Source organism: Tessaracoccus flavescens (assembly GCF_001998865.1).
In the GTDB taxonomy this organism is placed as follows: Bacteria; Actinomycetota; Actinomycetes; order Propionibacteriales; family Propionibacteriaceae; genus Arachnia; species Arachnia flavescens.
Map to the genome: position 1 here is coordinate 1,242,415 of NZ_CP019607.1, position 13,306 is coordinate 1,255,720.

The window sequence follows — 13,306 nt, forward strand, 5'->3', positions numbered from 1 at the left end:
TGCGGCAGCAAACGCGCTGCACATAAACTGGAGGGCAGGAGGTTACATGAACGACAGCGGAGCGCCCCGGCGCGCGGCCGACCCGGCCGACACCCCGTTCACGTCCTGGGACCTGGACGACGGAGACGGTGCGCCCGACGAGACGGCCGCACCGGAGAGCCGCCGTCGCCACCTCCGCAGCTCGATCCTCCTCACCCTCGCCTCGGCCGTCCTGCCCGGTTCGGGCCTGCTCGGCGCTCCTCGTCGTGGGCTCAAGATCCTCGGCGCGGTGACGGCGGCCCTCGCGCTCGTCGCGGGCGTGACGCTGGCCTACTTCGCCCTCACCGACATGCCTCGCGTGGCGCGCTTCGCGGCCAACACCCGCTTCCTGACCCTCGCCACCACCGGGCTCGCGGTCGGTGCCGTGGTGTGGGTCGCGCTGATCGCGCTCACCCACATCGTCACCCGGCCCGCCGGGCTGCGCGGAGGCAAGCGTGCGCTCGGCGCCGTCGTCGTCACGGCGCTGGCGTTCGGCGTTGCCGCCCCGACCGCGGTGGCCGCCCGCTACTCCCGGGACACGACCCTCGCCCTGTCGAGCGTGCTGCAGAGCGGCGACGACGTGAAGTCGAACAACAGGCCGAGCATCGTGGCCAACGCGCCAGACCCGTGGGCCAACCAGGCACGGGTCAACATCCTCCTGCTCGGCGGAGACGGCAGCGCCTCGCGGGCCGACGCCGTCGCGAAGTACTCGATCCGCACCGACACGATCATGGTCGCCTCCATCGACACGAAGACCGGTGAGACGACGCTCATCCAGATCCCCCGCAATCTGCAGTACACCCCGTTCCCGGACGGCTCGGAGATGGCGGCCGCCTTCCCCGACGGCTTCCGCGGCGAGGGCGACGCGGGTGAGTGGTTCGTCAACACCATCTGGTCGCACGTCGAACTCGACTACCCGAACCTGATGACGGGCAGCACCCACCGCGGCGCCGATGCGCTGAAACAGGGCGTCGAGGGGATCACCGGCCTGCAGATCAACCAGTTCGTGCTGCTCAACATCGACGGCCTCGAGTCGCTGATCGACGCGATGGGCGGCGTCACCGTCAACATCAACGAGGAACTGGCCATCGGTGGCGACACCGCAAAGGGAATCAGCCCGAAGGAGTTCCTGCAGCCAGGGCCCAACCAGCACCTCATGGGTCGCGACGCCATGTGGTACGCCCGCAGCCGCTACAACACCGACGACTACAACCGCATGGCCCGCCAGTCCTGCCTGATCAACGCCATCGTCGACCAGGCGAACCCGCAGACCCTGTTCACGAACTTCGAGCCGATCGCAGATGCGTCGTCCGAGATGCTGCTGACCGACATCACCGACGACCAGCTCGGCGCCTACATCGACCTCGCGTTCCGGATGAAGGACGGCGGCACCATCAAGCGGGTCGTGTTCAGTAACGGCAAGTTCGGCTACAGCTACGCCGATCCCGACTTCGAGAAGATGCACCAGGTGGTTCAGGCGGCCATCGCCCCGGCCCCGACGCCCGCCGCCACGGCCACGAGCGCGGCGCCGACGGCTCCCGCGACCGCCTCGGCTCCGGCCACAGCGTCGGCTCCCGCAACCGCGTCGGCACCGGCGACGCCCGCGACCCCGACCTCAGCCCCGGCGACCGCCGCCACCCCCAACGACGCCGAGGGCGTCCAGACCGTCGCCGACGCCTGCGCCTACAACCCGCAGAGCTAGTCAGCGGCGCGACGACGCCTGATGCGGGTGTGGGCCGACGCGGGTCCGCAACGTAGACTGACCGCCAGGAGGTCACATGAACGACGCCGAACGACCACGCCGCGCCCTTGGCCCGCAGGGCGAGCCGTCGCCCGCGCACGCAGCCGACGGGGCCGACGAGGCCGAGCAGACCGTCGTCCGGAAGCAGAAGTTCAGCTACGACGACCTCCTGTACCGTCGGCCGCCCTCGCAGGGCGGCATGGATCCGTGGCCGAGCGGCGAGCGTCCGCGCCCCGAGCAGGTCGCCCCCGGCACCGCGCTCGGCAGGTCGAAGGACGCGCCGAAGGACGATGCCACTGAGGCGAAGCCGGCGGCAACGGAATCGACGTCCTCGTCCGCGCAAGCCAAGTCGGCAGCGGAGTCGAAGGCCGGCGCAGCGGAGCCGAAGGCCGGGGCCTCGGAGTCGGCAAAGGCGGGCGCCGCGATCTCGGATGCCGAGTCCCCCGCCGCGTCAGCAACGCAGTCGACCGCGCCTGACGCGGCGGCACAGCGCCCGTCCGACCGGCCCGCGACCGCGGCGAGCGCCGCCGTCCCCTCGGGCGACTGGTTCCGGCCGGAGCCGAAGACCACCCCTGCGCCCAAGGCAGGCGACGGCGGTGGGAACACCCCCGTCGATCCGCCTGCACATGCGCTCGGCAAGGAGCCGGACGAGTCGTCCGACAAGGCCGTGCCTGACGAGGCGAACACGGGTCGCCTGCGTCGTTCGCTGCTGCTCACCCTCGCCTCGGCCGTCGTCCCGGGTTCCGGGCTGCTCGGCGCTCCGCAGCGCGGGCTGAAGGCGCTCGGCGCCGTCACCACGGCCGTGTTCGTCCTCGCGATCGGTTACCTCGGGATCTCGGCGCTGACCGATCTGTCGAAGCTGACCCAGGCCGCGCAGCGCGAGTCCACCCTCACCCAGGCCACCTTCGGCCTCGTCATCGTCGCCGTTGTGTGGGTCGCGCTGATCGCGCTCACCCACATCGCCACGCGACCCGAACACACCACGCAGGGACGGCGGATCCTCGGCGCCGTCGTCGTGACCGCCCTCGCCTTCGGAGTGGCGGCCCCCACCGCCGTCGCGGCCCGCTACTCGCGCGACGCCTACCTGATGCTCGACCAGATCCTCCCCCAGGCCTCAGACATCAAGGCGAGCAACCGCGAGGAGATCGCGGCAAGCAACGCCCCTGACCCCTGGGCCGACACGGAACGTGTCAACATCCTGCTCCTCGGCGCCGACGGCAACGAGGCACGCAAGGAGAACGTGGAGATGTTCGGCGTGCGGACCGACACGATCATGGTCGCCTCGATCGACACGAAGACCGGCAACACCACCCTGATCCAGATCCCGCGCAACGTGCAGTACACGCCGTTCCCCGAAGGTTCCGTCATGGCCGAGGAGTTCCCGGACGGCCTGCGCGGCGAGGGCGGCGAGGGCGAATGGTTCGTCAACACCATCTGGGAGAAGACCTCCGAGGGCGGCGACTACGCGCACCTGTTCGAGGGCACGACCTTCCCGGGCGCCGAGGCGCTCAAGGAGGGGGTGCAGGGCATCACCGGGCTCAAGATCGACCGCTTCGCCATGCTCAACATCGACGGGCTGAGCAACCTGATCAACGCCATGGGCGGCGTGACGGTCAACGTCAACAACCGGCTTCCGATCGGCGGCAACAAGTCGAAGGGCATCCGCCCGAGCGGCTACATCGAGGTCGGCAAGGAACAGAAGCTCGACGGGTACCACGCCATGTGGTACGCCCGCAGCCGCTACGACTCGTCCGACTACGACCGGATGGCCCGCCAGTCCTGCCTCGTCGACGCCATCATCAACCAGGCGAACCCCGAGACGCTCGTGACATCGTTCGAGCCGATCGCGGCCGCCTCGGCCGACATGGTCTCCACCGACATCACCCGCGACGAGTTCGGGGCCTTCATCGACCTGGCCTTCCGGGTCAAGGACGGCGGAACCGTCAACCGGCTCGTCTTCGCCCCCGGCAAGAACGGCTACTCCTACGCCGACCCGGACTTCGAGGCGATGCGCGAGGCCGTTCAGACGGCCATCGGCAACCCGGCCAAGTCAACCGCCTCCCCTGCCCCGCCCAGCGCGGCTCCGACCTCCAGCCCGACGGCCTCCGAGGCCTCAGCCGAGCCGAAGGAGACGCAGTCCAGCGAGCCTGGGGAGAGCGAGTCCGCGAAGCCCACCCCGACCACGGACGAGCAGAAGCTCACCGACGGCAGCCAGAACGTCGGCGACGCCTGCGCCTGGCAGGGCAACTGATCTCTCGCCACACCGGCCGCGGCGGCGTCGGTCGAGCGGCCACGGCGTCTCCGTCGGGTGGCTGCGCAGTGGCTGATGGTGTGCACAGACCTACAAGGAGCGCGGCTCGTGCCAATAGATGCACCGGTCGCGCTCACCGTAGAACTGTGCACGGGCCTCCGCGCCAGACGACCAGATGGGACGGAGTCGCTGGTCGACGGTCGGCGGGGTCGGCCAGGACCTACCGGCGCGACTCCAGCCGGCCCTTGATGTCGTCGAGGACGCGGTCGATCTCCGCGTCGGGCCGGGAGAACAGCAGGTGCGTTCGGCGGACCGAGCCGTGATAGATCGTCACGTGCACGCCGTCCTCGGACTGCGTGACCTTGCTCACGTCGGCCCACTCACCCTCGTGGTCGTCGCCCGGGCCGACGAGGCGGTAGCCGTCGTCGTCGAGCGTGAGGTGGACGGCGAGGCGCTGCATCGACATGAATGCCACGATCAGCAGCGCGACACCTGCGGCGAGCAGGACGCCGCCGAGGATGGCGACGACGAGGTGCCAGCCCTGGGCGATCGCGAGGACGAGCAGCAGCGCCCCGAGCAGGGCCCCCACCGCGGCGATGACGAACGCCCGCACCGGCGGGCGGGACTGGATCGTGTAGGTCGTCTCGGCCATGGCCCGAGCCTACCGGCGCACCCGCCTCCGTCCCGGGTGGCCCCGCCGAGGACCCAGAGGATCGAGGTTCGCGCTAGCATGGTCCCGCACTGGCGAGGTCGCATAGTGGACTAGTGCAGCCGCCTTGAAAGCGGCCGAGGGGCAACTCTCCGTGGGTTCGAATCCCACCCTCGCCGCTCCAGCGGAAGGCCGATGGTCGTCCCTCCATCGCCGGGGGGCCGAAGGTTCGCGAACACCCCGGCACCGACAGGCATGCAGGCTCCCGGCACCTCGGTCGGCGTCTCCACTCAGAGACCCACCCCCACGATGACCCAAGCCTGGCCGACCTGGTGCGCCCCCACCGAGCCAGGAACCGCGCGAGGCCTCCCCGCCCTGGCGCGGTTATCCTTGCCCGGTGCCTCCCAAGTCTCCGCTGCCGCCCCGACACGGGCTCCAGGCCGCGTGGGTCCGCACGCCCGACCGCGACCCGGCCAACCCGCTGCCTTGGCCGACCATGCGTGACTGGCTGGTGCACAAGCTGGCCCCCGCGCCCGAGGACGTCGACGAGATGCTCGACGCCGGCGCGTTCGTCGACGACAAGGGCCGACCCTGGACCGGGCGCGAGATCTACCGCCCCCACACGTTCGTCTGGTTCCATCGCACGCTCCGCGAGGAGGCGGAGGTGCCGGGAGAGCTTCGGGTGCTGCACCGCGACGAGCGGATCGTCGTGCTGGACAAGCCGCACTTCCTGTCCACCATCCCGCGCGGCAGGCACGTCGTCCAGAGCGCCGTCGTCAAGGCCCGTCAACAGCTCGACCTGCCCGAGCTGTCCGCGGCGCACAGGCTCGACCGGGGCACAGCGGGCGTCCTCCTCATGACGACTCAGAAGCGGTGGCGGGCCGCCTACCATTCGGTCTTCACCGAGCGGACGGTCACGAAGGTCTACCGCGCGATCGCCCCGTTCGACGAGACCCTGACGTTCCCACGGAAGGTCGAGTCGCATCTGGTCAAGCGCGTGGGAACCATGCAGGCGGAGACGCTCGACCTGCCGCCCAACGCCTTCACCGAGATCGACCTGCTCGAGCGCCGAGGCGACCTGGCGCTGTACGAGGTGCGTCCGCTCACCGGGAAGACGCACCAGATCCGCGCCCACTTCGACCAGCTCAGCATCCCGCTGCTCGGCGATCCGCTGTACCCGGAGGTCCTGCCGACCCCTATCGACGACTTCTCCACTCCCCTGCGCCTGCTCGCCTACAGTCTCGCCTTCCCCGACCCCGTCGACGGCACGCAGCGACACTTCACCTCCGGCCATATCCTCAGCTGGACTTAGCCGTCGTCTGCAGCTGACTCCTCGCGGCTGTTAGGTTGACGGAGGAGGCAGGCATGAATCGACGACGCATCATCGGCATTCTCATCGGAACCGCGCTCATCGCGGGGCTCTTCACCCACAGCCCAGCGCAACCCGCGCAAGCGCTGGACGTATACACGACGCCGGGAACCCACCACGTCAACGGACGCGTCTGGCGGACGACCTGCGAGAAGTACTCCTCGACGGTCGAGCGGTGCCGCACCGAGATCCAGGCCACGACGATCACCTACTCGCGCGGCCGCTACGTCGAAAAGTTCGGCTGGACGTTCAACAACCTCACCTACAAGCCGAGCCGCCGCGCGCAGTGGACGAGCAACGTGCTCGCCACGCCCGGCGAACACGTCAGCGGCGGGCGCAGGTGGAAGACGGAGTGCGACAGCGCCTGGACCGGCCGCAACGCCTGCCGCTCCTCCATCCTGACCACGACCTACCGCCGCTCCGGCAACGGATATGCGCAGGGCTCGACGTGGGTGTTCAACAACATCGTGCACTTCTCCGACTCCAGCCCCACCACCTTCTGCGTGCCGGGCGGATCAGCCAGCGCTGGGGTCGCGGCCATGCCCGCGAACGACGACATTGTCGTCCCCGGCGAGGAACCGACTCCGACCCCGAGACACTCCCCCGAGGCCACGGCGGCTCCCGACGACCCGACGCCCGCACCGAGCCTCAGCCCGAGCCCGTCTCCCTCTCCGTCTCAGAGCCCATCCCCATCTCCGTCTCAGGGCTCCTCCCCGGAGACGCCCACCCCGTCTCCGAAGCCGGACCCGACCGTCACCGAATCACCGACGCCCAGCCCCTCCCTCACCGCCCCCGTCACGCAGAGCGAGCCGAGGCCGCTTTCCGTCGAGCCGGCCGCGGCAACCGTCACGCTCGGCCGGATCCAGCACCCCGACCACCCCGTCGGGGTGCTCTACGACCGCCTCGGCGCCTTCCGCGTCGAGGGCTCCGCGGCCGGGGCGACTCAGGTGAAGGTCGAACTGATCGACGCCACGGGGAAGGTCCGCTCGAGCGCCACCGTCGTCGTCGCATCCTCCGGCGCATTCGCGGCCTCACTCAAGGGCGGGTTCGCCGGGAAGGCGACGGTCAAGGCGACCGCAGCAAACGCGACCGCGAGCCGCGCCGTCGAGCTGCGCAAGGCGGGGATCACGCAGTCGACGCCGACGCGCATCGACCCGCTCACCACGTCGAAGGTCACCGGAACGCTCACCCCGGGGATCGGCAACGTGCTGGTCACCGCCTACGTCTCCACGTCGTCCGGCTGGGTGGCAGCCGGGTCCGCCCGTACCGCGAGCGACGGCGACTACAGCATCCCCTTCGCCTACGGGAAGGGCACGCTCGGCACGTGGCAGGTGCGAACCTGCGCCACGCTCACCTGGGGCCCGACGATCCCGGCAGCCGCGTCGTCGGGCGTGACCCGGGCTCGGATCGCCAACCCGGTGATCACGAACACGACGGCCGCGGAGGTCGCCTCGACGTACCGGTCCGGCTGCCCCGTCGGGCCGTCCGGGCTGAGCACCATCCGGATCAACCAGCAGTCCATGGACGGGCGGGTCTACCGCGGCGAGATCATCGTGCGCCGCGGCCGGGCAAGCGACGTCGCGCAGGTCTTCGCGAAGACGTTCGAGGGCGGCTTCCCCGTGTTCCAGATGACCAACCCCAATGCCTTCGGCGGCGACGACATCAAGTCGATGGCTGCCAACAACACCTCGGCGTTCAACTGCCGCAAGGTCGTCGGCAACCCCTACGCCCTCTCCCCGCACAGCTACGGCTACGCCGTCGACGTGAATCCGTGGCAGAACCCGTACCGCGACCCGCAGGGCCGCTGGCACCCGAGCACCCAGCACGTCAGCCGAACCCCGGTCGTTCCCGGCATGCTGACCACCGGCAGCGTCCCGGTGCGCGAGTTCAAGGCCCGCGGCTGGGAGTGGTTCTCGGGGTGGGACTGGCACCACTTCGAGAAGAAATGAGGTTCGTCGCCGCGGCGCTCGGGGCGGTCGTCCTCGCAGGATGCGCGCCCGCACCGACCCCGACCGAAACACCGTCGGCCCCTCCACGCCCGACAGTGGGCGTCCCGTCCCAGCCTTCATCCGCTCCCGCATCGGCAGCCTCGACGACGCCGTCGCCCGAGCCGGCGCTGCCGCCGCAGGAGCCGCCGCCGGCGCCCGTCTCCCCGGCGCCCAGCACCGCGGGTTCCCTCGGGGAGACCGACGTCGCCCGGGCCGAGGGCTGGACGCCGACCGCGAGGCCGGGCTCGTCGGAGGAGGGCTATCTCGGCAACGGGACCTGGGTGCACGCCGTCTCCGCCGAGCACTCGGCCTACGCAGCGATCGCGCTCGGCTGCGCGGACCTCGGCGCCTATCCGCAGCCGACCGCAGCGCTCGAGGGCACCCTCGCGGGCCCGGAGGGGCGGCCCGGGGTCGGCGTGACCCTCGAGTTCGCCGGAGCCGACGAGGCGCGCGGCTACTTCGGCGAATGGGTTCGCCAGGCCAAGGCCTGTGAGGGGACGGCGACCGAGCTGCTCTCGCTCGATGCCGATACCTGGGTGGGCAGGCGCAACCTCGAGACCCTCTGGTCGGAGACGGTCGGGGTGCGGGGCGAGCGGGTCGTCCTGCTCATCGTCGACCAGGCCGACGCCGACCTTTCGGGGGCAATCCCGGCCCCCTGAGCCGGGCACTAGGGTGGCTGCATGCGAGCTGTCATCGTTGAGACCCCAGGCGACGTCGATGCCCTGACCATCGGCGAGATCGACACCCCCACCCCGGGAGCGGGCGAGATCCTCGTGCGCACCGTCGCGTCGGGGGTCAACCGCGCCGACGTCCTGCAGCGTCAGGGCCACTATCCGCCGCCCCCCGGCGTCACCGACACCATCGGGCTCGAGGCCTCCGGGGTGATCGAGGAGGTCGGCGAGGGCGTGACGCGCTGGAAGAAGGGTGACGAGGTGGTCGCCCTCCTCGCCGGGGGCGGCTACGCGGAGTTCTTCTGCGTCCCGGAGGGTCAGGCGATCGCGCCGCCGCCAGGGATCGACCTCGTCTCGGCCGCCGGGGTGCTCGAGGTTGCCGCGACGGTGGTGTCGAACGTCCGGGTCGGCTGCCTCAAGGCCGGGCAGGTGTTCCTCGTCCATGGCGGGGCAGGCGGCATCGGGACCTTCGCGACCCAGTACACCAAGGCCCTCGGCGCCATCGTCGCGGCCACCGCGGGCAGCCAGGCGAAGCTGGAGCACTGCCGCGAGTTCGGCGCCGACTTCGCCTTCGACTACCACGAGGACTGGGTCGACGCGCTGAAGGAGGCCACCGGCGGGGCGGACATGATCCTCGACATCATCGGAGCCAAGTACCTCGAGCAGAACGTGAAGGCCCTCAAGAAAGGTGGCCACCTCGTCGTGATCGGCCTGCAGGGCGGCGTGAAGGGAACGCTCAACCTCGGCCTGCTGCTGAACAAGGGCGCCTCCGTGGCGGCGACGTCGCTGCGCTTCCGTCCCGCGGAGGAGAAGGCCGCGATCTGCCGGGCCGTCGAGGACGAGGTCTGGCCGATGCTCGCCGACGGCCGGATCCGCCTCTCCCCCGAGACGAGGATCCCCTTCGACGACGTGCGCAGGGCCCACGAGCAGCTCGTCGGCGGCGACAACGTCGGCAAGATCGTGCTGGTGCACTGAGCGGATCACCCTCACCCGATAGGCCGCTCGAGGTGAACCACTCGACAGTCACGGCCGGGCGAACCGTCACCGTCTCCGGCGAGGGTTGCGGCGGCGAGGGCACCTACATCGCGAGCGTGGCCGTGGAATTCGGCGGCGACACCTATCACGTCGACACGAGGGGCCAGTGGTCCACCGTCTTCCAGGTGCCCGAGAACATGTCCGGCCCGCAAGAGGTGAAGGCCAGCTGCGGCTGGACCTACGCAAGCTCGACCATCGAGGTGGTCGCGGACGGTGCCGAGGGCCTCGACCCACGCGGCGTGCTGCTGGTCACCGACGCGGTTGTGTCGGTCGGGCGCTACTTCAACGTCTACGGGGCGGGTTGCGCGGCCGGGTCGACGATCGAGTTCACGTTCGGCAGCCAGGCCACGACGCTCGAGGAACGTTGGGGCCAGACCTGGGCGGGCGGCCCGATCCAGGCCCCGCCCGCCGACCTTGGCGAGCAGACGGTGACGGCCACCTGTTCCGGCCCGGGCGGCACCTGGACCCATCCGCCGGTGGCGATCTCCGTGGTCGAGCGCGGCGATCATGGCGCCTCGACCCCAGGGCTGCCGGTCTGTACCGGCAGCCCGCAAGACGATCGGTACGGCTCCTGCCCGTCGACCTACAGCCCGACGCCGTCCCCGACGAAGCCCGGGCTCCCGAGCACCGGCGGCTGATCGACTCAGTCGGCGTCGACGACCACCATCGGCGGGAAGCCGGCCTCCGGCGCCCGGTGTTCGTAGCCGGTGAGGCGGTCATAGACAGCGAGCAGGCCGTCCTCGAGACCCTGCCACGTGCGCTCGGCGGCCTTCTCCGCGAGCAGGTCCGCCGGGACGGGCGAGGCCAGGTTCTGCCGGACGGCGCGCAGGTAGTCCTGCAGGTCGCCGCTGCGGAACACCGTCCCGGTGCCGTGCTTGCGGGTGAACGCCCGCATCGCAGCCGCGTCGGCGTGCACGAGCGGCAGGCGGGCGTGCAGGTACTCGAACAGCTTGTTCGGCAGCGCGAGATCGTGGTTCGGTGAGCCCTTCGGGATGGCGGAGACGGCGACGTCTGCGCCAGACAGGTAGTAGGCGAGCTCGTGCTGCTCGACCGGCGGGGCGAAGTGCAGCCTCTCCTGGGCCACATCCGCGGCCTCTGCGACCTTGCGCAGCTCGGCCTCCTGCGGGTGCGGGAAGGGGACGGCGACCAGCACCAGGTGCACGTCGTCGGGCAGTTCGGCGAGCCCGCGGATCAGCAGGTCGAGGTTGCGGGCCCGGCTGAGCACGCCGGAGTAGACGAGCAGCTTGACGTCATCTCCCACGCCGACGGCGTCGCGGACGGTGCGCTCCCCCTCCAGCGGGTATTCGGCCGGGTAGTGCAGCGCGACCAAGGGACGGCGCGGCAGGCGGAAGCGCTGCTTCAGCTCGTCGGCGAGCGGCTCGGCGACGGTCAGCACGGCGTCGGCATGGACGATGCCGTCGGCCTCGGCCTTGACGAGCATCTCGTGCTGGGCGCGGACGCCCTGCTCGACCCCCGGCAGCCCCGCCCAGTTCTCGCGGGCGTCGTAGACGAGCCGCACCCCGTCACCGAGGCGTCGCTCAGCGGCGAGGGCGGCGTCGAACACGTAGGGGTGGTGCACGTGCAGCACGTCGGGCTTCAGCTCGACCAGGAGGTCGGCGAGGGTGTCGGTGTGCTCGGCGATCACCACGTCGGGCCGTTCGGACGGCGGGGTGACGAGGTTGCGCACACGGGCGGGCGCGTCGCGCTGCAGCTTGCCGATCACGCGCTCGCGCAGGTTCCGCGGCGCGGCCTTCGCCGGGCGTACGGTGCGCTTCAGCGGGACGCGGAGGATCCGGACGTCACCCATCGACGCCTCGCCCGGCTCGGTTCCCGGCTGCTCGACGGAGACGACGGTGACCCGGTAGCCACCGCGGCTGAGCGTCGTGGCGATCTTCTTGGCGCGGGTGTCGAGGTCGATGGGGGCGTGCCGGAACAGCACGACGTGGGGCGCGTCGGTGCGCGACCCGGGCGCGCGGAAGGGCGCGTCCTGCGGGATCAGCTGCGCGTCACCGGTGCGCGGATCCTCGATGGCGAGATGTGCGAGCCGACGGAAATCGGTGAGGATCGACTCCTCGTTGTTCTGCCACGAGTAGCGCTCGGCGAGCCCGCGCAGATGCTCGGCTGGGACGGGATCGGCGAGCGCGGCGGTCAACTGGCGGCCGAGGTCGACGGGGTCGTTGCTGCGGAAGACGCGCCCCATGCCGTTGGTGGTGACGAAGTCGGCGAGCAGCTTCGCGTCGGAGGTGACGAAGGTCAGCTCGGCGTGCAGGTACTCGAACAGCTTGTTCGGCATCGCCTGGTCGTGGTTCGGCGAGCCTCCCGGCATCGGGTGCACGGCGACATCGGCGCCCGACAGGTAGTGGATCAGCTCGCTCTGGTCGACCGGGGGGACGAAGTGGATCCGGTCGGCGACGCCGAGCGCCTCGGCCTGCTCGGTCAGCTCGGGCATCATCGGGTGCGGCATCGGCATGGTGACGATGGCGAGGTGGGCGTCGGAGGGGACGTGGGCCATGGCGTCGATCAGGGTGTCCATGCCTCGGGCGCGGCTCATCACGCCGGAGTAGACGATCAGCGGGACCCCGTCGTCGAGGCCCGCCTCCTCGCGCACCGTGCGGCGGCCCTCGCTCGGACCGAGCATCGGGTAGTTGCGCAGCGCGATAGCGGGGCGCGGCAGCTGGTAGTCGGCGGTGATCAGGTCGGCGATCGGCTCGTTGACCGAGGTGACGTAGTCGGTGAACGGCATGAACCGACGCTGCATCTCGACCATCGTGCGGTGTCCGGTGACGTCGCCGATCTCCTTCTCGGGCAGGCCGGAGAAGTTCTCCCGCACGTCGTAGGAGATCCGCACGGGATGACCGCCGCGGCGCAGCTCGTCCATGGCGTGCCAGGCTGCGGGGATCACGTTCGGGTGGTGCGCGTGCAGGATGTCGGGCCGCAGCGAGATCAGCAGGTCGCGCAGCGTGTAATCGGTGTGGTCGGCGATGGGAAGGTTGTTCGGCAGGTCGAGATCGAGGAACGGATCCTCGCCCTTGCCGCGCAGGTACCAGGCCTTCTGCACGAGCGAGCGGGCCCCGCGCGCGATGCGGCCGGGGGTGTCGCCCAGGTCGTGCGGCAGCAGCTGGGCGCTGAGCTTCGCGACGTGCAGTGCGGCCTTCGCGGACCCGGCGTTGGGGCCGGTGATCCTGCTCCGGTAGGCGGCCCGTCGACGGCGCAAGGCCCCGACGTGCTCGGGTTCCTTCTGCACGGGTGCCGCGGCGTCCAGACGCCCGAGGTCTTCCTGCGGGCGGAAGGTCAGCGGCACGCGGATCACGCGGATGGCGCCGTCGAGTAGGAACTCCTCGCTCCTGCCGCCTGCCGGCTCGACGGAGATGACGATCGGCTCGAAGCCGCCGCGGAGCAGGGTGCCCGCGAGGCGCTTCGCGCGCGAATCGAAGTCGATCGGCGCATGGCGGAAGATCACGACGCGGGGCTTGCCAACGGTCACGCAAACGGCCTTTCACTTGGAACCAGGGTCACTCTACCGGCCGGCACTCCACGGTCGGCCCTCTGGCATGCCCCTCATCCGCACGGCGGCGCCCGCCGTT

At 70.7% G+C, this 13,306-nt stretch carries 9 protein-coding genes and 1 tRNA gene; 8 read left to right on the forward strand and 2 right to left on the reverse strand.

Annotated features, from left to right (window positions below; translation table 11 throughout):
• Positions 1-46: 46 nt before the first annotated feature.
• A complete protein-coding gene (locus BW733_RS06030) occupies positions 47-1,720 on the forward strand; it encodes an LCP family protein (RefSeq protein ID WP_077348838.1) in 1,674 nt (557 codons plus the stop codon).
• 76 nt (positions 1,721-1,796) lie between these two features.
• On the forward strand, positions 1,797-4,010 hold the full coding sequence (locus BW733_RS06035; RefSeq protein ID WP_077348840.1) for an LCP family glycopolymer transferase: 2,214 nt from the start codon (positions 1,797-1,799) through the stop codon (positions 4,008-4,010).
• Positions 4,011-4,230: 220 nt separating this feature from the next.
• Here the strand turns inward: BW733_RS06035 and BW733_RS06040 are convergent, their stop codons facing one another.
• The gene (locus tag BW733_RS06040) at positions 4,231-4,662 is read right to left on the reverse strand and encodes a hypothetical protein (protein WP_077348842.1); all 432 of its coding nucleotides are present in this window, start codon (positions 4,660-4,662) and stop codon (positions 4,231-4,233) included.
• A 91-nt stretch (positions 4,663-4,753) separates the two neighbouring features.
• Here BW733_RS06040 and BW733_RS06045 point away from each other — a divergent pair.
• From BW733_RS06045 to BW733_RS06070, 6 genes are all read left to right on the forward strand, one after another.
• A tRNA-Ser gene (locus BW733_RS06045) sits at positions 4,754-4,838 on the forward strand.
• 317 nt (positions 4,839-5,155) lie between these two features.
• Complete coding sequence (locus tag BW733_RS06050) at positions 5,156-5,971, forward strand: pseudouridine synthase (RefSeq protein ID WP_077352773.1); 816 nt, start codon at positions 5,156-5,158, stop codon at positions 5,969-5,971.
• A gap of 53 nt (positions 5,972-6,024) precedes the next feature.
• The gene (locus BW733_RS06055) at positions 6,025-7,977 is read left to right on the forward strand and encodes a M15 family metallopeptidase (RefSeq protein ID WP_077348844.1); all 1,953 of its coding nucleotides are present in this window, start codon (positions 6,025-6,027) and stop codon (positions 7,975-7,977) included.
• A complete protein-coding gene (locus BW733_RS06060; RefSeq protein ID WP_077348846.1) occupies positions 7,974-8,675 on the forward strand; it encodes a hypothetical protein in 702 nt (233 codons plus the stop codon). Before BW733_RS06055 ends, BW733_RS06060 begins: the two co-directional genes overlap by 4 nt.
• A gap of 21 nt (positions 8,676-8,696) precedes the next feature.
• The gene (locus BW733_RS06065) at positions 8,697-9,662 is read left to right on the forward strand and encodes an NAD(P)H-quinone oxidoreductase (RefSeq protein WP_077348848.1); all 966 of its coding nucleotides are present in this window, start codon (positions 8,697-8,699) and stop codon (positions 9,660-9,662) included.
• Between the two features lie 32 nt (positions 9,663-9,694).
• Positions 9,695-10,360: a hypothetical protein gene (locus BW733_RS06070; RefSeq protein WP_077348850.1), complete on the forward strand. Its 666-nt coding sequence runs from the start codon at positions 9,695-9,697 to the stop codon at positions 10,358-10,360.
• A 5-nt stretch (positions 10,361-10,365) separates the two neighbouring features.
• On the opposite strand, the gene BW733_RS06075 is transcribed toward BW733_RS06070, so the two are convergent.
• Entirely contained in the window at positions 10,366-13,206 is a 2,841-nt protein-coding gene (locus BW733_RS06075) for a glycosyltransferase (protein WP_077348852.1), read from the reverse strand.
• Between the last annotated feature and the right edge of the window lie 100 nt (positions 13,207-13,306).